This window comes from Cryobacterium sp. AP27 (assembly GCF_056680495.1).
Map to the genome: position 1 here is coordinate 3030305 of NZ_CM155285.1, position 26177 is coordinate 3056481.

General features: G+C 67.8%; 29 protein-coding genes. 13 read left to right on the forward strand and 16 right to left on the reverse strand.

Annotation, left to right across the window (positions count from 1 at the left end):
- Nucleotides 1-24 precede the first annotated feature (24 nt).
- From trhO to AC1MB9_RS14365, 5 genes are all read left to right on the forward strand, one after another.
- Nucleotides 25-921: an oxygen-dependent tRNA uridine(34) hydroxylase TrhO gene (gene trhO, locus AC1MB9_RS14345; protein WP_479962605.1), complete on the forward strand. Its 897-nt coding sequence runs from the start codon at nt 25-27 to the stop codon at nt 919-921.
- 33 nt (nt 922-954) lie between these two features.
- The gene (locus AC1MB9_RS14350; protein WP_479962606.1) at nt 955-2175 is read left to right on the forward strand and encodes a cysteine desulfurase-like protein; all 1221 of its coding nucleotides are present in this window, start codon (nt 955-957) and stop codon (nt 2173-2175) included.
- A 75-nt stretch (nt 2176-2250) separates the two neighbouring features.
- Complete coding sequence (locus tag AC1MB9_RS14355; RefSeq protein ID WP_479962607.1) at nt 2251-3153, forward strand: ATP-binding cassette domain-containing protein; 903 nt, start codon at nt 2251-2253, stop codon at nt 3151-3153.
- Between the two features lie 2 nt (nt 3154-3155).
- Nucleotides 3156-3989, forward strand: coding sequence for an ABC transporter permease (locus AC1MB9_RS14360; protein WP_479964659.1), 834 nt, complete (start codon nt 3156-3158; stop codon nt 3987-3989).
- Between the two features lie 38 nt (nt 3990-4027).
- Nucleotides 4028-4417 carry a DUF1304 domain-containing protein gene (locus tag AC1MB9_RS14365; protein WP_479962608.1) on the forward strand — a complete coding sequence of 130 codons (390 nt, stop codon included), beginning with the start codon at nt 4028-4030 and terminating at the stop codon, nt 4415-4417.
- A gap of 9 nt (nt 4418-4426) precedes the next feature.
- Here AC1MB9_RS14365 and AC1MB9_RS14370 read toward each other — a convergent pair whose 3' ends face one another.
- The 12 genes from AC1MB9_RS14370 to hemE all read right to left on the reverse strand — a co-directional run bounded on the left by AC1MB9_RS14370 (nt 4427) and on the right by hemE (nt 14956).
- Nucleotides 4427-4780, reverse strand: coding sequence for a hypothetical protein (locus AC1MB9_RS14370; RefSeq protein ID WP_479962609.1), 354 nt, complete (start codon nt 4778-4780; stop codon nt 4427-4429).
- A gap of 298 nt (nt 4781-5078) precedes the next feature.
- Nucleotides 5079-6395: a glutamate-1-semialdehyde 2,1-aminomutase gene (hemL, locus tag AC1MB9_RS14375; protein WP_479962610.1), complete on the reverse strand. Its 1317-nt coding sequence runs from the start codon at nt 6393-6395 to the stop codon at nt 5079-5081.
- Nucleotides 6392-7375 carry a porphobilinogen synthase gene (gene hemB / locus AC1MB9_RS14380; RefSeq protein ID WP_479962611.1) on the reverse strand — a complete coding sequence of 328 codons (984 nt, stop codon included), beginning with the start codon at nt 7373-7375 and terminating at the stop codon, nt 6392-6394. The genes hemL and hemB overlap by 4 nt, the downstream gene beginning before the upstream one ends.
- Before the next feature lie 64 nt (nt 7376-7439).
- Complete coding sequence (locus AC1MB9_RS14385; protein WP_479962612.1) at nt 7440-8219, reverse strand: uroporphyrinogen-III synthase; 780 nt, start codon at nt 8217-8219, stop codon at nt 7440-7442.
- Nucleotides 8216-9169, reverse strand: a complete 954-nt coding sequence (hemC, locus tag AC1MB9_RS14390) for a hydroxymethylbilane synthase (protein WP_479962613.1) — start codon at nt 9167-9169, stop codon at nt 8216-8218. Before hemC ends, AC1MB9_RS14385 begins: the two co-directional genes overlap by 4 nt.
- Nucleotides 9166-10311, reverse strand: coding sequence for a ferrochelatase (locus AC1MB9_RS14395; protein ID WP_479962614.1), 1146 nt, complete (start codon nt 10309-10311; stop codon nt 9166-9168). Before AC1MB9_RS14395 ends, hemC begins: the two co-directional genes overlap by 4 nt.
- Nucleotides 10311-11063, reverse strand: a complete 753-nt coding sequence (gene hemQ / locus AC1MB9_RS14400) for a hydrogen peroxide-dependent heme synthase (protein ID WP_479962615.1) — start codon at nt 11061-11063, stop codon at nt 10311-10313. The genes AC1MB9_RS14395 and hemQ overlap by 1 nt, the downstream gene beginning before the upstream one ends.
- A gap of 79 nt (nt 11064-11142) precedes the next feature.
- Nucleotides 11143-11442 (reverse strand): DUF3618 domain-containing protein, encoded by a 300-nt coding sequence (locus tag AC1MB9_RS14405; RefSeq protein ID WP_479962616.1) that lies wholly within the window; start codon nt 11440-11442, stop codon nt 11143-11145.
- Entirely contained in the window at nt 11432-11848 is a 417-nt protein-coding gene (locus tag AC1MB9_RS14410) for a phage holin family protein (protein WP_479962617.1), read from the reverse strand. Before AC1MB9_RS14410 ends, AC1MB9_RS14405 begins: the two co-directional genes overlap by 11 nt.
- Nucleotides 11849-11911: 63 nt before the next feature.
- Nucleotides 11912-12229 (reverse strand): hypothetical protein, encoded by a 318-nt coding sequence (locus AC1MB9_RS14415; RefSeq protein ID WP_479962618.1) that lies wholly within the window; start codon nt 12227-12229, stop codon nt 11912-11914.
- An 84-nt stretch (nt 12230-12313) separates the two neighbouring features.
- A complete protein-coding gene (locus tag AC1MB9_RS14420; protein ID WP_479962619.1) occupies nt 12314-13828 on the reverse strand; it encodes a protoporphyrinogen/coproporphyrinogen oxidase in 1515 nt (504 codons plus the stop codon).
- 6 nt (nt 13829-13834) lie between these two features.
- A complete protein-coding gene (gene hemE, locus AC1MB9_RS14425) occupies nt 13835-14956 on the reverse strand; it encodes a uroporphyrinogen decarboxylase (RefSeq protein ID WP_479962620.1) in 1122 nt (373 codons plus the stop codon).
- Nucleotides 14957-15028: 72 nt separating this feature from the next.
- Between hemE and AC1MB9_RS14430 the strand changes: the two genes are divergently transcribed.
- Entirely contained in the window at nt 15029-16405 is a 1377-nt protein-coding gene (locus tag AC1MB9_RS14430) for a glutamyl-tRNA reductase (RefSeq protein ID WP_479964660.1), read from the forward strand.
- Nucleotides 16406-16432: 27 nt separating this feature from the next.
- Here AC1MB9_RS14430 and AC1MB9_RS14435 read toward each other — a convergent pair whose 3' ends face one another.
- Entirely contained in the window at nt 16433-17119 is a 687-nt protein-coding gene (locus tag AC1MB9_RS14435; protein ID WP_479962621.1) for an SRPBCC family protein, read from the reverse strand.
- A 160-nt stretch (nt 17120-17279) separates the two neighbouring features.
- Between AC1MB9_RS14435 and AC1MB9_RS14440 the strand changes: the two genes are divergently transcribed.
- A complete protein-coding gene (locus AC1MB9_RS14440) occupies nt 17280-18332 on the forward strand; it encodes a zinc-binding dehydrogenase (protein ID WP_479962622.1) in 1053 nt (350 codons plus the stop codon).
- An 85-nt stretch (nt 18333-18417) separates the two neighbouring features.
- On the opposite strand, the gene AC1MB9_RS14445 is transcribed toward AC1MB9_RS14440, so the two are convergent.
- Complete coding sequence (locus AC1MB9_RS14445) at nt 18418-19803, reverse strand: glycine--tRNA ligase (protein WP_479962623.1); 1386 nt, start codon at nt 19801-19803, stop codon at nt 18418-18420.
- Nucleotides 19804-19978: 175 nt separating this feature from the next.
- Here AC1MB9_RS14445 and AC1MB9_RS14450 point away from each other — a divergent pair, with 175 nt between their 5' ends.
- The 3 genes from AC1MB9_RS14450 (at nt 19979) to AC1MB9_RS14460 (ending at nt 22049) form a co-directional block, all read left to right on the forward strand.
- On the forward strand, nt 19979-20152 hold the full coding sequence (locus AC1MB9_RS14450; protein WP_479962624.1) for a hypothetical protein: 174 nt from the start codon (nt 19979-19981) through the stop codon (nt 20150-20152).
- A 76-nt stretch (nt 20153-20228) separates the two neighbouring features.
- Nucleotides 20229-20960, forward strand: coding sequence for a sulfite exporter TauE/SafE family protein (locus tag AC1MB9_RS14455; RefSeq protein ID WP_479962625.1), 732 nt, complete (start codon nt 20229-20231; stop codon nt 20958-20960).
- Nucleotides 20961-21053: 93 nt separating this feature from the next.
- Nucleotides 21054-22049: an NAD-dependent epimerase/dehydratase family protein gene (locus tag AC1MB9_RS14460; RefSeq protein WP_479962626.1), complete on the forward strand. Its 996-nt coding sequence runs from the start codon at nt 21054-21056 to the stop codon at nt 22047-22049.
- Nucleotides 22050-22074: 25 nt separating this feature from the next.
- Here the strand turns inward: AC1MB9_RS14460 and xylB are convergent, their stop codons facing one another.
- On the reverse strand, nt 22075-23475 hold the full coding sequence (gene xylB, locus AC1MB9_RS14465) for a xylulokinase (protein WP_479962627.1): 1401 nt from the start codon (nt 23473-23475) through the stop codon (nt 22075-22077).
- Nucleotides 23476-23558: 83 nt separating this feature from the next.
- Nucleotides 23559-24029 (reverse strand): hypothetical protein, encoded by a 471-nt coding sequence (locus AC1MB9_RS14470; protein WP_479962628.1) that lies wholly within the window; start codon nt 24027-24029, stop codon nt 23559-23561.
- A 227-nt stretch (nt 24030-24256) separates the two neighbouring features.
- On the opposite strand from AC1MB9_RS14470, the gene AC1MB9_RS14475 reads away from it, so the two are divergent.
- Genes AC1MB9_RS14475 through AC1MB9_RS14485 form a run of 3 tightly spaced genes read left to right on the forward strand, consistent with a single transcriptional unit; the run spans nt 24257 to nt 26161 of the window.
- Nucleotides 24257-25372: a C1 family peptidase gene (locus tag AC1MB9_RS14475; RefSeq protein WP_479962629.1), complete on the forward strand. Its 1116-nt coding sequence runs from the start codon at nt 24257-24259 to the stop codon at nt 25370-25372.
- A 28-nt stretch (nt 25373-25400) separates the two neighbouring features.
- Entirely contained in the window at nt 25401-25832 is a 432-nt protein-coding gene (locus AC1MB9_RS14480) for a hypothetical protein (protein ID WP_479962630.1), read from the forward strand.
- Nucleotides 25829-26161: a protease inhibitor I42 family protein gene (locus tag AC1MB9_RS14485; RefSeq protein ID WP_479962631.1), complete on the forward strand. Its 333-nt coding sequence runs from the start codon at nt 25829-25831 to the stop codon at nt 26159-26161. The genes AC1MB9_RS14480 and AC1MB9_RS14485 overlap by 4 nt, the downstream gene beginning before the upstream one ends.
- Nucleotides 26162-26177 lie beyond the last annotated feature (16 nt).

A 26177-nucleotide genomic window follows, 5' to 3' on the forward strand; every position in this document is an offset into this window, starting at 1 on the left:
GCGGCAACGCGCATAAAATAGAGGGTGGCCATTCCGAAGATCCTTCTCTATTACGTCTTCACTCCGCTCGCCGACCCCGATGCCGTGCGGCTGTGGCAGCGCGACCTGTGCGAGGCGCTCGGCCTGCGCGGGCGCATCATCGTATCGAAGGACGGCCTCAACGGCACCCTGGGCGGCGACCTCCCGGCCCTCAAGCGCTACATTCGCAAGACGCGCGACTACCCGGCGTTCAAGCTCATCGACTTCAAGTGGAGCGAAGGCACCGCCCTCGACGAGTCGGGGCGCAGCCTGGACTTTCCGCGTCTCGTCGTGAAGGCGCGCGAGGAAATTGTGAGCTTCGGTGCCCCCGGCGAACTTCGCGTGGACGCGGACGGCGTGGTCGGCGGCGGAACCAGGCTCGACCCGGCCGCGCTGCACGAGCTCGTGCAGGAGCGCGGCGACGACGTGGTGTTCTTCGATGGCCGCAACGCGTTCGAGGCCGAGATCGGGCGTTTCCGCAACGCCGTGGTTCCGGACGTGGCGAACACGCGCGAGTTCGTGGCGGAGCTCGACAGCGGCAGGTACGACCACCTCAAGGGCAAACCGGTCGTGACGTACTGCACGGGCGGCATCCGGTGCGAGGTGCTCAGCGGCCTGATGAAGTCGCGCGGGTTCGGCGAGGTGTACCAGTTGGAGGGCGGAATCGCGCGCTACGGCCAGGCCTTCGGCGACGACGGGCTGTGGGACGGCTCGCTGTACGTGTTCGATCAACGCATGTCGATCGAGTTCAGTGATCACGCCGCCGTTCTCGGACACTGCCAGGAATGCGGGAGGCCGACGCCGAACATGCTCAACTGCCGCGACGTCTCGTGCCGCGAGCAGCTCGTGGCCTGCGAGGCCTGCGTGGCCCTCGCCGCTCCCGCCTGCGCGGTGCACGCGTAGGCGGGTCATGCACTCCTGTGATTGGATTCAGGAGTGACCTACAACGCGCTGGCCGTACGCTCCCACTTTCCGTCCCTCACCGCGGGCCTGGCCCACTTCGATGCACCGGGCGGAACGCAAACTCCCCGCCAGGTGGCGGCGGCGATTGCACTGACCCTCACCCGGCCACTCTCCAACCGCGGCACGCGCAGCCTGCCCGAACGCAATGCGAATGACGCCGTCACCGGGTTCCGACAGGCCTGCGCCGACCTGCTCGGAGCCGACCCGCTCGGCATTGTCTACGGGCGCAGCGCCACCGCGCTGACCTACGACTTCTCCCGCCACCTGTCGGCGGATTGGGGCCCGGGCGACGAGGTCGTCGTGACCCGGCTCGATCACGACGCCAACATCCGCCCGTGGGAACAGGCCGCGCTGCGCGCCGGCGCCACCGTGCGCTGGGTTGAGTTCGACCCGGCCACCGGCGACCTGTCCGCCGACGCATTCGCTGCCGTCATCACCTCGAAGACCCGGCTCGTGGCCGTCACCGCCGCGAGCAACCTCATCGGAACCCGCCCGCCGATAGCCGAGATCGCCGCCCTCACGCACGCCGTCGGCGCGTTGATCTGGGTCGACGGTGTGCACTACACCGCACATGCGAGCGTCGATGTGCAGGCCCTCGGCGCCGACTTCTTCGTGTGCTCCCCCTACAAGTTCCTCGGGCCGCACTGCGGCGTGCTCGCCGCATCTGGCGCGCTGCTCGACACCATTCACCCGGACAAGCTGCTGGCGTCGACGGATGTCGTCCCCGAGCGCTTCGAACTGGGAACGCTGCCGTACGAGACGCTGGCCGGGGTGACGGCGGCAATCGATTTTCTCGCCGCGCTCGTTCCCGCCGACCCGGCTGCCGGTCCGGTGTCCCGACGCGAGCAGCTCATTCGTTCATCGGCTGCCCTCGACGGGCACGAGGCTGCGCTGCTCGCGCGACTGGAAACCGGCCTCGCCGACCTGCCCGGAGTGACCATCCACTCTCGCGCCGCCCACCGTACGCCCACCCTGTTGCTCACCTTCGCCGAGCACTCCGCGGCCGACGCCTCCGAGTTTCTGCTCGGACGCAAGGTGCTCGCCCCGGCGGGATCGTTCTATGCCGTCGAGGCGAGTCGGCACCTCGGCCTCGGCGACGCGGGGGGCCTGCGCATCGGGCTCGCGCCGTACACCAGCGCCGGCGAGGTGGAGCGCCTGCTCGTCGGCCTGGAAGACTTTCTGCTGCACGCTTAATCGCTGATCGGGCCTCAAAAGTGCGCCCGCGACGGCGGGAGGTAATAGGCTGGTGCCACCGACGGAGGGACCAGCATGCCAGCGGGAGAAGTCATCACGTTCAACAACGTGTCCAAGGCGTTCGGCGCCGCCACCGCGGTCAGCAAGTTGTCGTTCACGGTGGAACCCGGACGCGTCACGGGGTTCCTCGGGCCCAATGGTGCGGGTAAGACCACAAGCCTGCGTATGCTGCTCGGCCTCGTCACTCCGGACAGCGGAACCGCGACCTTCAACGGCGTACCGTACCGCGACCTGCCGCGCCCGTTGCAGACCGTGGGGGCCGCGCTGGAGGCGGCAAGCTTTCATCCGGGACGCACCGCCCGCAATCACCTCGGCGTCTACGCGATCGCGGCCGGGCTCCCCCGCGACAGGGTCATGGAGGTTCTCACTCTCGTTGGCCTCGGTGACCATGCCGCGGCGCGCGTGGGCGGCTACTCCCTGGGCATGCGTCAGCGCCTCGGCCTCGCCTACGCCCTTCTCGGCAACCCTGGGGTGCTTGTGCTCGACGAACCGATCAACGGCCTCGACCCGGAGGGCATCAAGTGGATCCGCGGCTTCTTGCGTGAGATGGCCGCGGAGGGGCGCACGGTCCTGGTCAGTTCCCATCTGCTCTCGGAAGTGCAGCAGAGCGTCGACGATGTGGTGATCATCGCCCGCGGGGAGCTCGTGCACCTCGGCCCGCTGTCCAGCCTCGACACGGATGCTTCACCGCAAGTGGTCGTGGATTCTCCCGACCGGGAGGCACTCGCCTCCGCGCTCAGCGCCGCCGGCATCACCTTCGTCGCCGGCCGCACCGGCCTGCTCGCGGCAGCGGCAGACCCCGGCCAGGTGGGTCATATTGCCTTCGCCGCCGGGGTGGAACTGAGCGTGCTGCATCGGCAGAAGACCGGTCTGGAGGATTCGTTCCTCTCTCTCGTGGGCGGGGCGCGGTCGCTGTGACCATGCTGCTGCGCGGGGTGAACGCCGAGTTCGTCAAAATCCTCACCACCCGCATGTGGTGGGTGCTCCTGCTGGTGCTCTTCGGCTATGTCGCCCTCCTCTCCGTCGGGCTCGCGGCGCTCTTCGGCGGCATCGCCAACGGATCCATCCCGGCCGCAGTGGCCAGCGGCGGCGGAGCGGGCACTCCCAACGTCGCCGCGCTGCCGCCACTCATCTACAGCTTCGGCGCCACGATTGGCTACGTGTTCCCGGTACTGATCGGCGCCCTCGCCACGACCGGAGAAGTACGGCACCAGACTCTCACCCCCACGTTCCTGGCGAATCCCCGCCGGGGCAGCGTACTCACCGCGAAGGTGGTCGCCCTGTTCGTCATCGGCGCCGGCTTCGGAATCGTCTCGGTCTTCGCCTCTGTCGGCACCGGCGCACTCACCCTGACCGCGTTCGACGTGGACCCGCTCCTCGGCGAAAGCGACACGTGGGCGCTCGTCGGCAGGCTCGTGCTCGCAATGGCGCTCTGGGCGATCGTGGGCGTCGGACTCGGCGTTCTGGTTCCGAGCCAGGTCGCGGCCATCGTGATCGTGCTCGCGTTCACCCAATTCGTGGAGCCCCTGCTGCGGCTGGCGGCATCCTTCATTGATTGGACCGCGACGCTGGGACAGTATCTGCCCGGCGCAGCCTCCGACGCCCTCGTGGGTGCGAGTTTCTATTCGATTCTGAGCCCGGCCGCGTCCGGCGCCCTGCTCGAGTGGTGGCAGGGCGGCCTCGTGTTGCTGGCCTATGCCGTCGTATTCACGGTGGCCGGTTACTTCGTCAGCTGGAAGCGCGACGTCACCTGACCCCCAGGCCATGACATCCAGCCACGTAGGCTGAGGTCATGCCCTATGTCGCAGGATTCTTCGTCGCCCTCGCCGCCCTGCTGCACGGGTACATCTTCCTCATGGAGAGCGTATGGTGGGAGCGCCCCACGGTCTGGAAGCGCTTCGGCGTGAAGAACCAGGCGAGCGCGAACACTATGAAGCCCATGGCCTACAACCAGGGCTTTTACAACCTGTTCCTCGGGTTCGGCGCCGTTTTCGGCCTCGGCCTGTACTTCGGTGGGCTGTGGGTCCCCGGCGTGACCCTCATCCTGTTCGCAACGGCCTGCATGGTGCTCGCGGCAATCGTGCTGCGCACGTCCGGCCGGAACTACACCCGCGCCGCGCTGATCCAGGGCACGCTGCCGCTCATCGGCTTCGTGCTCTTTCTCGTGACCCTGTTCGGCTGAGTGCGCCGTCTACCGGTGGTCGAGTTGCAGTGACGCGATCAGGTCGGGGGCGTGCTGACTCGTGAGAATCAGGCGCGAGAATTCTTCGTCGACGAGGTCGATCACCACGGCCTGGCGGTGACGCTTGATCGACACAAAGTCCTTGCCGCCATGGAATTTCCAGGTGCCGGCGGCCAGCACGAGCGGTATGAACGTGCCCGGCGAGCGGATGCCGCGCAGCCAGATCCACGGATCTTCCGTAATGATCACCGAGCGGATGTTCTCCCGCTGCACCACGAGGGACTCCCGGCGCACGGCCAGCGTTCGCTCGGTGCGGGTGAGGTGGATCTCAAGCCGATCGGGGTGGACGCTCAGTGAAGCCATGTCCCTAGTCTGCCGGTTCGGGCAGCGTCCATGTCGCCGAATCCAACAATTGGTCCCAATCCGCACCAACATTCCGATGCCGGCGCGGCCCCACCGCGAGGGCCTCGCGCCCGGACCTCCCCCATTGCCGGCTCTCCGAAGCCCCGCCGAATGGCCATCGCGGACTCGGCGCTGAGGGTTCCGTCACTGACGGGCGAGCCGGGCGAAATAGGGCACGTGCACGTCCCGTGGCGGCGCGTCCATGTGTTCCTCAGCGTCGCCCTCGGCCCTTCCTGGCGCGGGCTACGGGGACGACGGACTATGCCGTGGCGGCCGCCGCGGCGCGGGCGGCTGCCGGGAGAGCGTCGAAAATGCGGCCGATGGCGGTCTCATCATGGGAGTTCGACACGAACCACGCCTCGAACACCGACGGCGGCAAGGAGACGCCACCCTCGAGCATGGCGTGGAAGAACGGACCGTAGCGGAAGACCTCCTGACGCTGCACCTCGGCGTAGGTGCGCGGCGCCCGCGCCTCGGCCTCCGCGCCGAAAACGAAACTGAACAGGTTGCCCGCCCGCTGCACCCGGTGGGCGACGCCCTCCGCGGCCAGCGCGGCAGAGACGGCCTCTGACAGCAGGAGTGACGTGGCGTCGATGTGCTCGTACACCGCGGAGTCCACGGCCTTCAGGGTCGCGATGCCGGCGGCGACGGCCACGGGGTTACCCGACAGGGTTCCGGCCTGGTACACCGGCCCCTGGGGTGCGAGGTAGTCCATCACGTCGGCGCGACCGCCGAGCGCGGCAACGGGTAGGCCTCCACCGATGATCTTGCCGAAGGTGAGCAGGTCGGGCTTGTACCGGTCATCGGTCGCGTTCTCGAGGCCCCAGTATCCGCCCGGTCCCACGCGGAACCCGGTGAGCACCTCGTCGAAGATGAGCAGGGCACCGTACTCGTGCACGAGCGCGGCGAGCCCGGCGTTGAAGCCGGGGTCGGGAGCCACGACGCCCATGTTGGCGGCGGCGGCCTCGGTGATGACCGCGGCAATGCGCCCCGGGTGCGCCTCGAAGGCGGCCCTCACCGCATCGAGGTCGTTGTAGGGCAACACGAGGGTTTGCGCGGCAGTGGCCGCGGTGACGCCGGCGGAGCCGGGCAGGGCAAGCGTCGCGAGGCCGGAACCGGCCTCGGCCAAGAGTCCGTCCGAATGGCCGTGGTAGTGACCGGCGAACTTGATCAGCAGCTCACGACCGGTGAATCCACGCGCGAGACGAATCGCGGTCATGGTGGCCTCGGTTCCGGTGGAGACGAGTCGCAGCTTCTCGACCGCACCGACGCGTTCCTTCACGAGTTCGGCCAGTTCGGTCTCGGCCGGCGTCGAGGCGCCGAACGAGAGGCCGAGGGCGGCGGCATCCTGAACTGCCTTCACCACGCTGGGGTGCGCGTGGCCGAGAATGGCCGGACCCCAGGAGCTCACGAGGTCGACGTAATCGCGCCCGTCGGAGTCGGTGACGTAGGCGCCCTGCGCTTTCACCAGAAAGAGCGGAGTGCCGCCCACGGAGCGGAAGGCGCGCACGGGCGAGTTCACACCGCCCGGGATGGCCTGCTGCGCGCGTTCAAAGAGTTCGTCGTTGTGGGTCATGCTCGTTCCTCATTCAACCAGTTGGCGAGCTCGACGGCCCAGTAGGTGAGCACGGCGTCAGCGCCGGCCCTGCGGATGCTCAGAATTGACTCTTCGACCGCGCGGCGACGATCAATCCAGCCCTGTGCTGCGGCCGCTTCGATCATCGCGTACTCGCCGGACACTTGGTAGGCCCACACCGGCACCGGGCTCATGGCGGCGACCTCCGCCAGCACGTCGAGGTAACTGCCGGCGGGCTTGACCATCACGATGTCGGCGCCCTCGTCGATGTCGATCTGCGTCTCCCGCACGCCCTCGCGGCGGTTCGCCGGGTCAAGCTGGTACGTGCGGCGGTTTCCGACGAGCGTCGAGGCAACGGCCTCACGGAAGGGGCCGTAATAGGCGGAGGCGTACTTGGCGGAGTAGGCCAGAACCGCGGTGTCTTCGAAGCCGGCGGCGTCGAGGCTGGAGCGCACGGCCGCGACCTGGCCGTCCATCATGCCGCTGAGGCCGAGAAGGGCCGATCCGCCGGATGCCTGGGCGATGGCCATATCGCTGTAGCGCAGCAGGGTGGCGTCGTTGTCAACACGGCCATCGGCGGCGAGCACGCCGCAGTGGCCGTGATCGGTGAATTCGTCGAGGCACAGGTCGGTCTGCACGACGAGGGTATCGCCGATCTCCTCGACGAGGGCCCGCGTGGCCACGTTGAGGATGCCGTTCGGGTCGGTCGCGCCGGTCCCGGTGGCGTCTCTCACATCGGGAACGCCGAACAGCATCACCCCCCCGATGCCGGCTTCCGCGGCGGCCACGACAGCACGGCGCGCGCTGTCGACGCTGTGCTGCACGACACCGGGCATCGACTGGATCGGAATCGTCTCGTTGCCCTCACGCACGAACATGGGCAGGACGAGCTCGGCGGGGTGGACACGGATTTCACTGGCCAGGCGACGAAGCGCTGGGGTGGTGCGCAGGCGTCGCGGGCGGATAACGGGGGTACTCACGCCCCTAACCCTACGCCGCCGCGCTGCCCCGCTCCCGCGTTCGTCACCCGCTGGTGCGTCACTCTCAGCGGGCTTCGGCCACCGTGACGAGCGCCTCGATGAGAGAAGCGGCCGTGCGTTCATGGGCGATCACGTCGACGCGCAGGCCCATGGCCCGTGCGTCCTTCGCGGTCTGCGGCCCGATGCACGCGACGAGAGTGTTCTCGGGGATCAGCCCGAACTGGTCCTGCACCTGACGTGCCACGCTGCCGCTGGTCACGAGCACGGCCCGCACGAGCCCGGCGTTCACGTCGGCGACGACCTGGTCGCTCACGGGAACGCCGATGGTGCGGTACGCCACGACGGATTCCACGTTGTGGCCGATGCGCCGCAGGCCCTCGGTGAGCAGGGGCTTGGCGATCTCGCTGCGCAGCGTGAGCACGCGCAGGGGAATGACGCCGGCGGTGGCCGTCTCCCACTCCTCCAGCAGGCCGCGCGCCGAGTTCTCCTCGGAGGGCACGATGTCGACGCGGTACCCGGCGGCGATGAGCGCCGCTGCGGTGGTCTCGCCGACCGCGGCAATGCGCGTGCCCGGGGCCACGACCGCGCGGTGCGAGGCCAACACATCGACCGTCGTCGCGCTGGTGATCGTCATCCAGTCGAATTCGCCGGCGGCGAGACGGGTGAGCGCCTCGTTGAGCGCGGGAGCGTCATCTGTTGCCGCAAAGTTGATCATCGGGGCAACGATGGGTTGAGCGCCCTTGGAGCGCAGGTTCGCGGCAACCTGATCGCCCCACGGACCGCCGCGGGGGACGAGGACTCGCCAGCCGGCGAGAGGTTTGGGTAGAGGCTGTGCAGAAGTCACTTTGTCACTTTCAGGGGTGCAAATTCGGCCGCGCCACCGGCCAGGAGATCGATTGCGACACGTTCGGACACATCCTGCGCCGCATCGTGGAGATGCTCGGCGGAATGTGAATCGGGCGTCGCCGCGTGTGAACTGGTGATCCTTTGGGTGCCGTCCGGGCTGTAGACCGTGGCCGTGAGAAAAAACAGTCCGGTGTCCAGCACCGCGGTGGCACCGATGGGTGCGGCGCACCCGGCCTCCAGCCGGGCCAAAACAAGTCGCTCCGCCGAGACGACGGCCTGGGTGGAGACGTGGTTGATCGCCTGCAGCGCGGTCGCGAGCACGTGGTCAAGCTTGCCGGTTCGCACCTCGATGCCGAGTGCGCCTTGCCCGGGCGCTGTGGGCCACGCGGAGAGGTCCAGCAGTTCAGACTTGACGGCGTCGAGACGTCCCAGCCGGCCGAGGCCGGCCGCGGCAAGCACCACGGCATCGAGGTCACCCGGGGCGACGCGCCCGAGCCGGGTATCGATGTTGCCGCGAATGTCGACAACGGTGAGGTCCGGCCTACGCTCGAGCAGCTGCGCCACACGCCGCGGCGACCCGGTCCCCACGCGCGCGCCCTCCGGGAGGGTGTCGAGGGTGAACCCGGACCGGGCGCACAACACATCGCGGGCATCCGCTCGTTTGGGCGTGGCGCCGAGAGAGAGGCCCGGGTATGCGTCGGTCGGGAGGTCCTTGAGCGAGTGCACAATAATGTCGCACTCGTCGTTCAACAGGGCTTCACGCAGGGCACTCGCGAACACCCCCGTGCCGCCCAGACTCGAGAGAGAGTCGGTCGACGTGTCACCGTGGGTGACGATCGGCACGATCTCCACCTCGGACCCCGAGGAGTTGGCGATGCGATTGGCAACGGTCGTCGTCTGGGCCAGAGCCAGGGCACTCCGGCGCGTGCCAACGCGAATCACGCTCACGGCGCAACCCCCGCGACGGCCGGCTTGAAGCCGAGACGCACGTTCTCGCAACACCCGGGGCGACACACGTCGTACCAGGGGCCCAGATCGGTGACCGCCTTGCGGTCGGCGTCCGGGGTATCGTTCAGGCGCTCTTCGACCAGGTCGATGAGGCCGCTCACAAAGTCCGGTGACACTCCGGGAGTGGGAACGCGCACGGCGAAAAGACCGTTCTTCTCGCTGGTCTCCATTGCCTCGTTGTCGAGGTCCCACATGACCTCCATGTGGTCGCTCACGAAGCCGAGCGGCACGATAACGACCGCACGGATGCCCCGTGCGGGCAGCAGGGCGATCGCGTCGTTGATATCGGGCTCGAGCCACGGCATGCTGGGCGGACCGCTGCGGGACTGGTACACGAGCTGCCACGACGTTGCGAGCGGAACCGTGGACTCACCTGGATCGAGCGTGTCGAGATCCGGTGGCACCAGGGCATCCATGACGACCTGCGCGACTGCGCGATGCTGCGCCTCGTAGGCGCCGCCTTCGCCGAAACCGCGCTCGGCCGGGCCGCTCTTGTCGGCATCCGTCATCGGGATCGAGTGCGTAGAGAACAGAATCTCGACCTCGGTGTCAAGGTCGATGCCGGGAAGCTGCGCCGCAACATCCGCCAGGCCGTGCGCCACCCCGGTGACGAACGGCGTGACGAATCCGGGGTGGTCGAAGAACTGGCGCACCTTGTCGATGTGCACGACGCCCTCGAGGTGGGTCGTCGCGAGGGCGGCGGCGAAGTCTTCGCGGTACTGACGGCATCCCGAATACGAGCTGTATGCGCTCGTGGCGATCGCCAGCAGGCGGTCCTGGCCGGCGCCGTGCGCCTCGCTGATGGTGTCGCTGAGGTACGGCGCCCAGTTGCGGTTGCCCCAGATCACGGGCAGGTCGATGCCGCGACGGTCGAGCTCGACCTGCAGGGCGGCCTTCAGTACGCGGTTCTGATCGTTGATCGGGCTCACTCCGCCGAAGTGGCGGTAGTGGGTCGCGACCTCTTCGAGACGTTCCTCGGGGATGCCGCGACCACCGGTCACGTTGCGCAGGAACGGAATCACATCGTCTTGGCCCTCCGGACCGCCGAAGCCGGCGAGCAGGATGGCGTCGTATGCGGCCACTACTGAAGCACCTCGACGAGTTCGGCGGTGGAGATGCGACGTCCGGTGAAGAACGGAATCTCCTCCCGAACGTGGCGGCGCGCCTCGGTCGCGCGCAGGCCGCGCATCAGGTCGACGAGCTCCACGAGTTCGTCGCTCTCGATCGGCAGGAGCCACTCGTAGTCACCGAGGGCGAAAGCCGAGACGGTGTTGGCGAGCGCGCCCCGGTAGGCGGCACCCTTGCGTCCGTGGTCGGCGAGCATCGCGCTGCGCTCGGCCTCGGGGAGCAGGTACCACTCGAAGCTGCGCACGAAAGGGTAGACGGTGAGCCAGGCCTTCGGCTCGACGCCGCGCAGGAACGCGGGAACGTGGCTCTTGTTGAACTCGGCGTCGCGGTGCACGCCCATGGCGTTCCAGGTGGGCAGCAGGCTCTTCAGCAGGCGACTCCGGCGCAGTTCGCGGTTCGCCCATTGCAGAGTCTCCGCTTCCGGCGCGTGGGTCCAAATCATCGCGTCGGCATCGGCCTTGAGGCCGGACACATCGTAGAACCCGCGCACGGTGACGCCCTCGGCTTCGACGAGCGCAACAATGTCATCGAGCTCGTTGACGGCGTGCGGAACATCTCGACCGTCGAGGTCGTCGGGGTTGTGCGGGTCTTTGCGCAACACCGTGAAGAGCGTGAATCCCTGTGGCGAGGCTTCGGGGGCCTCACTGTTGATGGAAGGTGCGGTCACTGTAGGGTCTACTGCCTCTCCGGCAGCCGGGTGAGTCATATCCCTAGTGTGCTCTCAAAACGGTCCAGCAGCAAAATGCGATCCGAGCCTGCCGCACCCCGACCGCGGGAGCGGATGCTCAGGAGCGGTTGGACAGCACCGCTCGGGCGCCGAGCCACACGACCGTGCCCACGGAAACCGCAGCGCCGATGGCGATTCCGGCGAGGGCAGCGGGGTTGTCATCGCCGAGGCGCAGCAGGGCCACGTGAAAACGACGCTTGGCGATTCTCAACTGCTTGGGCACGTTGAGCTTGAGTTCGATCGCGTCGAGCGTGCTCGCGAGCTGGGCCCGGGCGCGCGTGGCCTCTGCTCGCAACTCGCTCTTGCCGTGAGGCTCATGACCCACGGGCTCGATGCTCTGCGTCTTGTCAGTTTTCATAGCTACCAACCCCTTTGAATGCGTCGACATCGTGGCGAAGACTGGCGTGCACGCCATCCGGATCCGGCGCCGTGGCGGCCTTGACCCGGTTGACGCCCACCAACACGAGCACCGCCGCCATCGCGAGCAGCAGGACGAGCACGATGAGCGTGGCCAGCCAGAGCGGCAGGAACAGCGCGAAGACGATGATCAGCAACGCGACCAGAACCCCCAGCGCGAAGAACCCGATGGCGGCAGCCACGATGAAAAGCGCGGCGCCCACGCCGAAGTTCTTGGCCTTGCTCGCGAATTCGGCCTTGAAGGCGTCGAGCTCGGCCTTGATCAGATCGCTGATCTGACCGGGCAATTCAGCGAGCAGCGCGACAATTGATCGTTTGCTCTTGGGGTTGAATCCACTAGAAGTCACGGGTGACCCTTCCCGGTGCCATGAAACGCGGTAGTGATGAACGGGATGCTGTAGATCGGACGCCTAGTGGGCGCTGAAATCTTCGGCCGCAGCGGGCTTCTCCGGCCCTGCGGTGCTCGTCGACGGGCGCGAGTCGCCCTGCGAGGCCTTGCCGGCGACGGATGAAACGAACTTCTTGCCGGCGTCGAGGAGAACTCCGGGAACGTCGCCGACCAGTTCAAGGCCAAAGTCGCGCGCTTCCGTGACCCGACGCTGCACGGGGGGAGCGTTCCAGAGGTCGTTGGCGGTGGCTGCGATCTGGTCGTAGCGTTTGCGTCCGGCACGTGCACCCAGCACATACCCCACCAGGCCACCCGTGATGAACAGCAGCTTTCCGCGCATTGAGACTCCATTCGTCGAGGTTTAGATACCCACAGTAACGCGATTGACGCTGTGAATGTACGGCGGATCAGGCCTGATCCGTTCTCAGAGGCCCAGCGACGCCTGTCGGATGCGCGCCGCTGCCGCGAGGGCATCCGGGATGACCGAGGCCAGACCGGTTCCGGCAAGCCACGCGCCCGTGACCTCAAGTCCGGGAGTGTCGGCCAGAGCCTCCCGAACCTTCGATGCGCGCTCGGGCGCTCCGACCGTGGCGGGTGAGATGGCGTCGCGCCACTCGGTGCGCGCAAAACCCCGCACCATGCCCGCGGACAGGGACACGCCGAGAAGCGTCGACGCGTCGCGAAGCGCGAGCATCTCGAAATCCTCGTCGCTCAGCCCGTCGGCGGGATTCGGATGACCGGCACGACCGTAGGACAGGCGAACGACGTGTTGGCCGGCTCCGGCGGCCGCAGCCACCCAGGACCACTTCGCGGTGACGTGGGTGAGCGCCTTGGCGCTGACGTCGGTGGCTTCGGCGGCCACCAGCACACCGGTACCGCGCGGGTGAGCGTCGAGTTCAGGGGCGTCGAGCACGAGCGTCGCGAGCGTCACGGCGGTCGGGGCGGGCCAGTCCAGTTCGCTCAGCGCGTCCTGGGCTGCGCCGATCGGCGCCAACAGACGAAGCGCCTGCCGGCCCGGCGTCGCCAGAATCACAAAACGCGCCGTGCGTTGGGCCTCGCCGACGTCGGCGACGTGCGTCTCGATGTCACCGGTTTCTTCGATCCCGTTGGCGTCGGAATCGGCCACGGGTGGAGCGAGGGTGACCGCCCACGCCGGCTCGCTGCCGTCGGTAGCCTCCGTGCGAGTGAGCTGTGTGGCCGTGCGGCCCGTCTCGATGACCGCACCGAAGTGATTCAGATCTGCCAGGAGCGCGGCGGGAAGACTGGACATTCCGCCGCGCAGCCCGCCCACGGCAGATCCGGCCGGGGCACCGGAACGCAGGGCCAGCACGGCGCCGGAGAGCGAGCCGGTGGTGGTCAGCGCGCGGTTGAGCCCGGGAGCGACCACGTCGACCTCCAGGTCGCGGCTCGATGTCGTGTACACGCCGGAGGCCACCGGTTCCACGAGGCGTTCGAGCACGCGGCGTCCCATCCGCTTGGCGACGAGGTCCCCGAGGCTGTGCTCCCGCCCGATCGTGAGCACGGGCATGAGTCGATCCAGGTAAGCGCGCAGCGCGCCGCCCCAGCCGATTACCGAGCGCACGTCGTCGGCGAGCGGCGAGCCGGGTATCCCGAGCACCCCGGCCTGCGGCAGCGGAACGCTTACCGGGTTCTGACCGGCCTTCAGCGCGGGAAGGTGCAACCACGCCCCTGCCGGGTTCGGGGCCACGATTTCGGCCGTGAGTCCGAGTTCCTCCAAGAATGCGGCGACCGTCCCGCCGCGCACGGCGAAGCTCTCCGCGCCGCTGTCGAGGCGGAGGCCGGCGACATCGTGGCCGGCAACGGGGCCACCCACGGCATCCGCGGCCTCGATAACGGTGACGCTCAGGCCGAGACGCGCACACGAGCGGGCGGCGACCAGACCGGCGATTCCCCCGCCGATGACCAGGACATCCTGCATGCCGGCCTAGTTCTCGGCGCTGACGGAATGCACGAGCGAAACCAAACGGGTGAGCACGTCGGGGTCGGTCCCCGGCGGAACGCCGTGGCCGAGGTTGAGCACGTGCGCCGGCGCCGTGCGCCCACGTTCGAGCACGTCGCGCACGTGGGCCTCGAGCACCGGCCAGGGTGCCGTGAGCAGCGCGGGATCAACGTTTCCCTGCACCGGCACGACGCCGCCGAGGCGACGGTTGGCCTCATCAAGCGGAACGCGGTAGTCAACGCCCACGACGTCGGCGCCGATGTTGTGCATCTCCTTCAGGAGTTCACCCGTACCGACTCCGAAGTGCACGATCGGCACGTTGCGCTCGACCGCATCGGCGCCCACCGGGTGCTCGGTGTAGCCGAGGTCACGCACGTGGGCGATGGCGGCCGCTGAGGCGGGGGCGACGGATGCCGCGTAGTCGGACAGCGACAATGCGCCGGCCCATGAGTCAAAGAGTTGCGCCGCACTCGCGCCGGCAACCACCTGGGCGCGCAGGAAGCGACCGGTGACATCCGCGGTCCACTGCATGAGCTGCTGCCAGGACTCCGGGTCGGAGTGCATCAGGGCGCGCGCGTGCAGGTGATCCTTCGACGGGCCACCCTCCACGAGGTAGGCCGCGAGCGTGAAGGGTGCCCCCGCGAAACCGATGAGCGGCGTGGATCCGAGCTCGGCCACCGTGCGGCCGACCGCCTCTCTGATGGGGGCGAGCGCCTCATCGAGAAGAGCGGGATCGAGGGCGGTCAGTTCCTGAACATCAGCCTTCTTGCGCACGGCCTTGCCGAGCACGGGGCCCCGGCCCGGCACGATTTCAACATCGACACCCACGAGCTTCAGCGGAACGACGATGTCGCTGAAGAAAATGCCGGCGTCCACATTGTGACGACGCACGGGCTGCAGGGTGATTTCGCTCGCCAGTGCGGGGTCCAGGCACACGTCGAGCATGCGCGTCCCTACGCGCAGTTCGCGGTATTCCGGCAGTGATCGACCGGCCTGGCGCATGAACCATACGGGCGTCACGTCGGGGCGGGTGCCCTGATAGGCCCGAATCAGGCGGGAGTCGGCGGTGACGCCGGAGGACAGAGGGTGCTGCGCGTCGAGGATCATCGGCTACATTCTCTCAACAATCCCTGAAATCGGCGAGTCGAAGCTCCCAGCCTCGGCCTCTAGAATCGAATGATGCTAATTTTGTTGTCCGCCAGTCACAAGAACTCCAGCTTTGATGTGCTGGAGATGCTGTCTGTTGGCGGCGGCGAGACGGCCGGGCACATTGTGGCCAAGCACGTTGCCTTGAGCGGTGTCGTGATCGTGGCCACGTGCAACCGCTTCGAGGCCTACCTCGATCTCGACGAACCCTACGGCGTCTCGCCGCTTCCCGCCGTGTTCGCGGCGATCGAAGCCGTGAGCGCGAACACGGGCGTGCCGCAAGACACCCTCCGCGAGACCCTGACTCTGGTGCACGGCAACGGCGTCGCCGAACATCTGTTCGCGGTCACGAGCGGACTCGAATCCGTGGTCGTCGGTGAGGGAGAGATTGCCGGGCAGGTGCGTCGGTCGCTTGAGCAGGCCAGGGCCGCCGGCACCACGAGCCCCGAGCTCGAACGGCTGTTTCAGCGCGCCTCACAAACATCACGCGGGGTGAAGAATCGCACCGGCATCGGATCGGCCGGGCGATCGCTCGTGCGGCTGTCCCTCGAACTCGCCGAGAGCCGGGTGAGTGACTGGGCTACGGCCCGGGTGCTCCTCGTAGGCACCGGGCGCTACGCCGGGGCGTCCCTCGCCGCGCTGCGTGATCGCGGCGCGGAGAACGTGCGCGTCTACTCGCCGTCGGGCCGGGCGCAGAAGTTCGCGTCGTCCCACGGCATCGACGCCGTGCCCGCCGCCGACTTCGCCGGCGAGGTCGCCCGTGCCGACGTTGTCGTCACGTGCACGCTCGGAGAGGAGCATGTCATCGACGCCGCGCTCATCCTGGCCGGCCGTGCCGCCGTCGGCGTGAATTCCCACACCCTCGACACCGAGGCGGAAGCCGTTCGCCTGTGCCCGGCGGATGCCGCACCCGAGGCCCCACCGCAGCTCATCATCGATCTGGGTCTTCCGCGCAACGTGGCCCCGAACGTGGTGGACGTGGCGGGCGTCGAGCTGCTCGACCTCGAGACCATCAGCATCCACGCGCCGCTGGAAGAGCTCAACGCCACCGATGAGGCCCGCGAACTCGTGGGCCGCGCCGCCCGCAAGTTCTCGGCCGTCGCCGAGGAGCAGAGCCTCGCCCCCGCAGTGGTGGCGCTGCGCACCTACATGTTCGAGCTGCGCGACGCCGAGATCGCCCGGGCGCGCAGCCGCGGAGACTCAAGCGAGCAAACCGAGCAGGCGCTGCGCCACCTCACCGGGGTGCTGCTGCACACCCCCATGGTGCGCGCGCGCGAATTGGCCAGGGCCGGCGAGCAGGAATCGTATCTGACCGGTCTTGATGCCCTGTTCGGGGTGAAGGTCGATCTCGATGCCTCGTCCTCCGCCGCACCGGCGGCGGATGCCGGGCCCTCCGCCGCCGCCTCCTGACCGGACAGGCCCCGGTGCCGGTGCGGATTAGGTGAACAGCGCGCCGATCCACTCGTGCCACTCGTGCTCAATCAGCATCTGGTCGGCACCACCGAAGTGGTGCACGGTTATGCCAACGACACCACCGAACGCGTTGCGACCGAAGAAGCGGTAGAGGGCATTGTTCGTTCGCAGGCCTATGAAGTGCTCGCTCGTGTGGTCGACGTAGGCTCCGGGAGCGGTTTCGCCGGGAAGAGTCACGTAGGTCGAATCGCCCGCGACCGTGCCCGAATCAATGCCGAGCGCGGCTCGCACCACCTCGAATGCGTCCTGATCCGCTGACGCGTCGGGCCCCTGAATGTCGGCGAAGACCGCCTTGCGCCCCGCGAAATGCTCGAGATACTCGGCGAGCGTGTGCATGTAGAAATCAGTGTGCAGTTTCACGGCGGTGTTCTGTTCGTTCTGCTCGCCGAGAAACACGCCCGTGTGCATCCAGCGCATGAACGATCGACCGTTCGGACGCTCCTCAATGACCTGTTCGAGCACATTGAACCAGTCGTCGGGACCGTCCATGCGGTTGACTCGATGGTTCGGCCGCTCGGAGACCATGTCGGTGCCCTCCATCCCGTCCGACGGAAAGAGCCATGCCTCCGTATGCGCCGTGATGGCGTCCCACACCTGGTCCGGCGTGCCGGGAAACTCGCCCTCGAAAACAACCTCGAATTGCCTGCTCATGTGACTCCTCCCGGGCCTGGTGATGAGGCAACTGTAACCGCCTCCGCCATTGCTCGCCCACTATCGGCGGTGTTTCGCCTCCAACAGCTGTGGGCGGCATCGGCGTCGGGGCACCGTGCGAAAGCAGAGCGGGGACGGCGGCATCAGGCAGACTAGGGTCATGTTAGCGGTCTATTTCGAGGAATTCGGCGAGCTGCCGGTCGTACGCGAGGTACCAGAACCCCTGTTGAGCGCCGCAGGGGTGATCGTGCGGGTCGAGGCCACGGGACTGTGCCGCAGCGACTGGCACGGCTGGATCGGCCACGACGCCGACATCGCGCTGCCGCACGTGCCCGGGCACGAACTCGTGGGCGTCATCGACGCCATCGGTCCCCTCGTGCGACGGTTTCGCGTGGGCCAGCGCGTGACCGTCCCGTTCGTGTGCGCCTGCGGAGAATGCCCGGAATGCGACAGCGGCAACGGCCAGGTGTGCAGCAACCAGACCCAACCGGGATTCACCCACTGGGGCTCCTTCGCCGAGCGGGTGGCCCTGCACCACGCCGACTTCAATCTCGTGGCCGTGCCCGACGACCTCGATTCGGGCGCGGCCGCACTGCTCGGTTGCCGTTTCGCCACCTCCTATCGCGGCCTGGTCAGCCAGGCTCGCCTGCAGGCCGACGAAACGCTTGTGGTCGTGGGATGCGGCGGAGTCGGCCTGTCCGCGGTGATGATCGGTCGGGCGATGGGCGCCACCGTGATCGCCGTCGACATCAGCGACTCCGCCCTTGAGGCGGCAACGCGGGCGGGAGCCACGCAGACCGTGAACGCCGCCGGGCTCGATGACGCCGACGTGGTCGACCGCATTCGTGCGCTGACGCCCGATAGCGCCGGGGCCCACGTTGCCGTTGAGGCTCTGGGGCACGGCAACACGGTGCGCATCGCCCTGCGCTCACTCGCCATTCGCGGACGACACGTACAGATCGGCCTGCTCGAGGAGGACCCCGTGCTTCCCCTCGGCCTGGTGATCGCGCGCGAGCTCACCGTTCTCGGCAGCCACGGGATGCCGGCCCGTGATTACCCGGCCCTGCTCGACCTCGTGCTCTCGGGGCGGCTGCGCCCGCAGGACCTCATCACGGCGAGGATCCCGCTTGCCGAGGCCCCCGCCGCGCTCGCCGCACTGTCCGCTCCCGCCCGGCGCGCCGGCGTCACCCTCATCGAGTTCCCCCGCCCGTAATTGGCTTCCGCGAGGGGCCAACTTGCGCCCCATGGCTTGTGTTCATGGGGCGCAAGTTGGCCCCTCGCGTGGCGCGCCGTGCGTGCTACGCGCCGCGCAGGCGCACCGCGAGGTATGCGTCGAGCTCGGCGAGCGGCACGCGCTCCTGCTGCATCGTGTCGCGGTCCCGCACGGTCACGGCCTGGTCATCGAGCGAGTCGAAGTCAACCGTGATGCAGTACGGCGTGCCGATCTCGTCCTGGCGACGGTAGCGGCGTCCGATGGCACCGGCATCGTCGAAGTCCACGTTCCACGACTCACGCAGCCGGGCCGCGAGCTCGCGGGCCATCGGCGACAGCTTCTCGTTGCGGGACAGCGGCAGGATCGCGGCCTTCACGGGGGCGAGGCGCGGGTCGAGCTTCAAGACCGTGCGCTTGTCCGTGCCGCCCTTGGCGTTGGGCACTTCTTCCTCGTGGTACGCGTCAACGAGGAATGCCATGAGTGAGCGCGTCAGCCCGGCGGCCGGCTCGATCACATACGGCGTCCAGCGCTCGTTCTTGGTCTGGTCGAAGTACGACAGGTCCTTGCCGGATGCCTTCGCGTGGGTCGACAGGTCGAAGTCGCCGCGGTTGGCGACACCCTCAAGCTCGCCGAACTCGCCGCCGACGAAACCGAAGCGGTACTCGATGTCGACGGTGCGCTTGGAGTAATGCGAGAGCTTCTCTGCGGGGTGTTCGAACAGGCGGAGGTTCTCGGCGCGGATGCCGAGTCCGGTGTACCAGGCCATCCGGGTGTCGATCCAGTACTGGTGCCAGGTCTCATCCGTGCCGGGCTCGACGAAGAATTCCATCTCCATTTGCTCGAATTCGCGGGTGCGGAAGATGAAGTTTCCGGGGGTGATCTCGTTTCGGAAGCTCTTGCCGATCTGGCCGATGCCGAACGGAGGCTTCGAGCGTGAGGCCTGCAGCACGTTGGCGAAGTTCACGAAGATGCCCTGCGCGGTCTCGGGGCGCAGGTAGTGCATTCCGGACTCGTCGTCGACCGGGCCGAGATTGGTCTTCAGCAGGCCGGAGAAGGCACGCGGCTCGGTCCAGATGTGGCGGTTGCCGCAGTTGGGGCAGGGAATGTCATCGATGCCGTTCTCGGGCGAACGGCCCTTGCGATCCTCGAACTCTTCAACGAGGTGATCCTCGCGGAAACGCTTGTGGCAGCTCGTGCACTCAATCAGCGGGTCACTGAAAACCTCGACGTGACCGGATGCCTCCCAGACCGCCCGCGGCAGGATCACACTGGAGTCGAGGCCGACCACGTCGTCACGGCTCGTGACCATCGACCGCCACCACTGCTTCTTGATGTTCTCCTTGAGTTCAACGCCCAGGGGGCCGTAGTCCCACGCCGAGCGGGAACCACCGTAGATTTCACCGGCCTGAAAGACGAACCCGCGGTGGCGGGCCAGGGCGATGACGGCGTCGAGATGAGTGGGGGCGGCCATGGTGGCTCCAATGGTCGAAAGTGGGATGGCGGGCAGTGCCCCAAAGGGCAATCCTCCTATTTTAGGCGCTCGCTGACCAGCAGAAGATTCGGGCTCCAAAACATACGATGCGCCCTGTTACGGTGGCACATGATGCAGGCTGCGCTGGGCAGCTTCTCGAGGGAGAGAAATCGTCATGGCCCGCACCACGTCAGACCCAGCCGAGAATACCGACCAGTTGCAGCGGGTTCCCGGGGCCCTGCCCGTTGCCCTTATTCCCGCGATCCAGGAGGCCGAAGAACGGCACCGGGAGTTCTGGCGGGATCAGACCGACCGGCAGCACACGAATCCGCAGGGTCGTTGCTGCTGAGCGCGCTCCCGGCGCGGCCAGGCTGCTGCCGGCGGACCACAGACGGCACGATCCGAGATGGAGACCCGACGTGTGGATGACGATTCTGGTGCTCGTCGCCGTGTTCGTGGGCTCGAGCATGCAGCGAATCACCGGCATGGGCTTCGCCCTCGTGGCCGCACCCTTTCTGGTGCTGCTGCTCGGGCCGATTGACGGCATCGTCCTGGTCAATGCCTGCGCGATATTCACCGCCGGACTGATCCTGCCGCGAGTTCTTCGGCACATCGACTGGCGCCGCTACGCCGTGCTCTCATGCTTCGCTTTGCTCGGCATCGTGCCGGGCGCCGTGGTTGTGCAGCATGTGCCCGGCGCGTGGCTGCAGATCTCCATCGGCCTGCTGCTCGCGACGGCCCTCACCGTATCGGTGACCCTGCGCCGGGCGACGCTCCGTGACAGCCCGGGTGTCCGGGCCGTGGCCGGTTCCGCGAGCGGGTTCATGAACGCGACCGCCGGGGTGGGCGGTCCCGCCGTGAGCATGTATGCGATGGCCACGCACTGGTCCCAGCGCGGCTTTGCGGCCACGATGCAGCCCTACTTCATCACCGTCAGCGGGGCCTCACTCGTGGCCAAGCTCATCTTCGGAGCTGCGGAGCCTCCTCAGTTGACCCTGCTCACCTGGCTGCTGATCGCAGCGGCCTGTGCGGCCGGGCTCGTGCTCGGCGAGTTGCTGGAACGGGTCATCGAAGCGCATATCGCGAGGCGGATGCTCGTGGTCATCGCCTACGCGGGAGCCGCCGGAACGATCGTGCGCGGCTTCACCCAGCTGTGAGGCACCGGCCGATAGCGGGAGAGAATACCCCCAAACGGGGGACTCGCGCCGCGCCCTCGGAGCGGGCGAAGGGGCGTGACTTACGGTTATCACATGGGGAAGTCGGCACTCATCATCGGCGGGACAGGCCAGCTGGGCGTCGCGGCGGCCGGCCGACTCGGGCGAGCCGGCTGGGATGTGACCGTGACCTACCGCGGCGACCCTCCGGCCGATCTGTGGGGCGCGAACCGCAGCATCCGTCTCGACCACGCCGACTCGGCGGCGTTGCTGGCCGCGGCTCGTGGACGCGACCTGGTGCTCGATACGGCCGCATTCGACGCCGAGAATGCCACGCAGCTCGCCGGCCTCGCCGGGGATGTCGGCTCCCTCGTGGTCATCTCCACGGGCATGATCTACGAGCGAGCGCCCGACGTCAGGCCGCTCACGGAGCAGTCGCCGGTGATCAGCGCCTCCGGGATGAGCTACCCCGCCGCAAAGGTGCGGCTCGAGCGGGCACTCCTGGCGATCGACGACCTGCCGGTCAGTATCCTGCGGCCGGGAGCCATCCACGGCCCGCACACCACGGAGCTGCGCGAATGGTTTTTCATCAAGCGGGTCTTCGACGGCAGACGCAGTGTGCTGCTGGCCGAACGCGGGGGGCGCCCGCTCAGCACATCGGCCACGGCCAACGTTGCCGAGCTCGTTCTCCTCTGCGCCGAGCAGCCGGGGCAACGCGTGCTCAACGCGGTCGACGAACAGGCGCACTCCCCCGCTGAAATCGCGCGACTCGTGTTCGCCCTGATGCAGCATGACGCCGAGGTGCACACGTTTGCCGGGCCGCCACGCGGTGGCGCCGGCGCAAGCCCCTGGGACCGCGGGCAGTCCGAGGTGCTGAGCATGGCCGCCGCGCGGGAACAGCTGGGCTATCGACCGGTGGTCAGCTATGTCGATGGTCTGGCCACCGACATCCGCTGGGCAACGGATGCCGTGACCGCGGCTCAGGAACGCGGCCAGACCTGGCGCCAGGTCTTCCCGTACACCGCGGCTCGCCACGGCGAACGCGACTGGTTTCGTTATGCCGAGGAAGATGCGTTTCTGTTTCGCCCCTAGACAGCGAGCACCCGCGCGCCGGGGGTCAGACGCCGTAGATCGTTTCGCGGCTCTCGGCGTAGGAGGCACGCACCTCGGCGGCCCAGGAGCGGTCGGCAGCCGGCTCGAACTCCCGCGCGATCGCTCGCGGCCAGTTGGGAAAGTCACTGCCCCCGTGCAGCGCCCACGCGGCCTGTCGAGCGGCCCCGAGAGCCACATATTCTCCGGGCGCCGGCATCACCACGGGCACGCCGAAGACATCCGCGGCAATCTTCTGCACAGCGGGCGACTGCGAACCGCCGCCGATCAGCAGCACCTGCCGCACGGTCACTCCCTGGCCGCGCAGCGAGTCGAGCGCATCGGCGAGACTGCAGACGAGTCCGAGCACGGATGCCTGGGCCAGGTTCTCCGGCGTCATATTCGCCCGGCGCATGCCGGTGAGTGATCCCGTGGCATCGGGCAGGTTCGGAGTGCGTTCACCATCGAGGTAGGGCAGCATCATCAGCCCGTCGGCATCCGCCGGCGCCGTGAGCGCGAGGTTGCCGAAACGTTCTATGTCCACGCCGAGCATCCGGGCCGTGGAGACGAGCGTGCGGGCGCCGTTGATGGTGGCGAGCAGCGGAAGCTGGCCCCCGGCGGCATCGGCGAACCCGGCGACCGAGCCCGAGGCATCCGCTATCCGGGCCGCGGTGCTCGCAAAGACGGTGCCACTCGTGCCGATCGACACCACCACGTCGCCCTCGCCGATCCCGAGACCGAGCGCGGCCGCCGCATTGTCGCCGGCCCCGGCCGACACCACCACCCCGCCGGACGTGACACCCGCGCGCTCGGCAGCACCGAGAACCCTGGGAACGCGCGCCTCACGCCCGAGAGCGGCCTCGAGGAGGTCCATCCGGTAGCTGTTGGTGTGCACAGAGAAGTACCCCGTGCCGGATGCGTCGCTGCGGTCGGTGGTGGCCTGCTCCGGACGTCCCAGAATGTTCCAGGTGAGCCAGTCGTGCGGCAGCAGCACCTGCTCCACCTTCGCGGCGAGCTCCGGGCGGTTCGCGTGCAGCCATGCGAGCTTGGTGATCGTGAAGGAGGCGACCGGCACCACGCCCACCTCGTCGGCCCACATCTGGGCGCCGTAGTGGTCGGTGAGCGCCGCAGCCTGCGGGGCGCTGCGCACGTCGTTCCACAGCAGGGCATCGTGCACCGGTCGGCCGGCGTCGTCGAGCGCAACCATGCCGTGCTGCTGCGCGCTGACCCCGAGTGCCGCCGCGCCACCGAGATCGTTGCCCCCGGCGGACAGAAAGGCGTCCCACCAGCGGGCAGGGTCGATGCTCGTGCCATCGGGATGCGGAGCACTGCGCAGGGTCAGTTGCTCGCCGGTATCGGCGTCAACGGTGACAATCTTGCAGCTCTGCGTCGACGAGTCGACCCCGGTCACGATGCGTCGTACGCTCATTTGTTGTTGTCCCCTTCAAATACCAGTCGGCTCAGCATAGTCCGGAGCCCCGGGGAGGTACAGGTGAGCAGATCCGCCTGCCGCTACTGGGTGTCGAGTTCGCGCCGCCGCAATCCGATCGACGGAGCCGCAAACGGCATGATCGCCACGAGGACAATGGCGGCAATGCCGGGCCAGATCAAGCCCAGGGCGCTCTCAAACGGGTTGCCGGCGAGGGCCGCGATGTACACGACGGACAGCACGCTCGTGACCACCACAAGCAGGGTGAGGCGCCCGGCGCCGGGACGGTTCGTGGGATCGCTGAGGGATGAGTAGACCACCATCGTCACGATCGCGTTCAGAAGGATGGCGGATGCGAGGGCCACCCACGGCACGGCGCCGCTGTCCACACCCGAACCGAAGGCGATGACGGCAATGTACACGGCGATGCCTTCTGACGGCAGATACGCGGCGAGATCTCCCAGCACGCTCAGCACGGGCCTGGTCTCCCCGTTGACCGTATTGCGCGGAGGCTGCACGAGGGCTGCACGGCGGGCCGCCGAAAATGCGCTCATTTCATGGCTCCATTCTTCTTGCCGGTGGCGCACGGCGATGTGCCGCGCCACTTGTTCATGGTCATACCCGCATCCGATCGCGTTGTGAAGCCCCAATTGGATGAATTTTCGGCCTGCCGACGGCCTCGCCGCCCGTCGATAACGCCCTGGTAACGCCCGATGCGCTTGGATACTGGGGGCTGAGTGAGCACCCAGCCGTCGGCAGCCGTTCACGGAAGGGATCAGACATGGCTGAGTCAGAAAGATACGACGTTGACGCGATCAGGGCGGCGCTCAAAAAACGGGAAGTCCCCTGGGAGGCGAGCGAAAACGCCCTCACCCGCATGTCGCCCAACCAAAGAGCCATGCTGCTGGGTGTGCCGCTCCCGGGCGACGAGGAACAGGCAAAACTCAATGCCCGCGCCAAGAAGATTCGCCACGACGCGGCCAAATCCACCGCCAGGGACGCCACGGCGCTTCCCGCGCAGTTCGACCTGAATGACCGAGGCGGGGTGAGCTACGTCGCCGGCGTGCGCAACCAGCTCAACTGCGGTTCGTGTGTGGCCTTCGGTTCCGTGGCGGTGCTGGAGGGCACGGCCCGGTACACGCGGGGCACGCCCACGCTCGACGTCGACCTCTCCGAGGCGCACCTCTTCTACGGTTGGGGTTCCACGGTCGGGGTCGATTGCGACACCGGGTGGATGCCGATGCCGGCGCTGACGTTCGCGACCAATCGCGGAATCACCTACGAGTCGGAATGGGCATACTCGCCCGGCAATTCGAACGGCGGATCATTGCCGTCGACCTGGGAGCAGCATCGCGCCAAGGCGACCGCAACGGCCGACGTCACCAACAACATCCAGTCGATCAAGAACCATCTGACCACCTACGGCCCGGTCACCGGCTGCTTCGTGGTCTACACGGATTTCTACAGCTACCACTCCGGCGTGTACGAGCAGGTCTCGGGGGCTCAGGAGGGCGGACACTGCGTTGCCATCGTCGGCTACGACGACACGCTCGGCGCCTGGATCGTGAAGAACAGCTGGGGCACCAGCTGGGGCATGAGCGGCTTCGGATACATCAAGTACGGCGAGGTGTGGATCGATACCTGGTCGAATGTCGGCGTGACCGGGGTGTACCTGCGCACCTGGACGGCGGGCAAGAAGGTACTCGGTGCCTACGCAACCGGGCACGACCGCAATGGCTGGATCTACGTGCAGGACATCGGATGGTTGAAGGTCGGTGGCCTCACCGGCACGGCTCATATCGCCATGTTCTCGGATCTGCTCACGGCCAAGGAGAAGAGCGCGTACATCAACGCGTTCTCCGACGACGGCGTCGTCACCCAGAGCTACACCTATTGATCGCCACCACACCAGAAGGAGTATCACCATGACGATCACCAACGGCCGGTCCAAGGCGCACCGGTCCCTGCAGGCCGCGGCCCCCCGGCCCACCGACACGATGCCGCGTCAGCTGTCGGCCGAAGAACTCGCCGACCTGTTTGCGCTGAATGTGGCCGAGATCGAGGTCGAGGCCGCACCCCCGACCGAACCGCGTATGAGCCCTCCCGGATCGCTGGCGGCCCGGGAAAGCGCGAACTCCGCCCTCAGCGGGGAACCGATCACGGCGCTCTGGGCCGATCAGAGCAATCGCAATGCCTGGGTCTTTCTGCAGACATCCGGCTGGAAGCGGCTCGATCCGCTGACCGACACGGGGTCAACGGCCCTCACCCTGCTCGCCGCGCACGCGCGAGCGGTCGGGTCCGCGCCCTATGCGGACGAGAACCCGGCGGGCACCCTCACCGCAATGCATGTGTGGTGACCGTGAGTCATCGCATCCTTGAGAACCCCGTCTCCGGCGCCGCCGTCGACCTGCCCGTCGGCGACACGCTGGAGATTCGGCTGCACCAGATCGGCGGTGCGGGGTACCTGTGGAAGGTGGCCGACGAGCCGGCCAACGTGCGCCTGGACGACGACCGCCTCGATCATTTTCGAGGCGGCCTGCCGGGCGCCGCGGCCGGGCGTATTCTCACGTTTCGCGCCGTCGCCGACGGATCGGGACGGCTCCGACTGGCTCTCGTCCGCCCCTGGGAGGACGATCCCGTGGAATTCGTCGAAGTGGAGGTGAACGTGACGCCCACGTCGCAGTGAGTGGTGCCGGCACCAG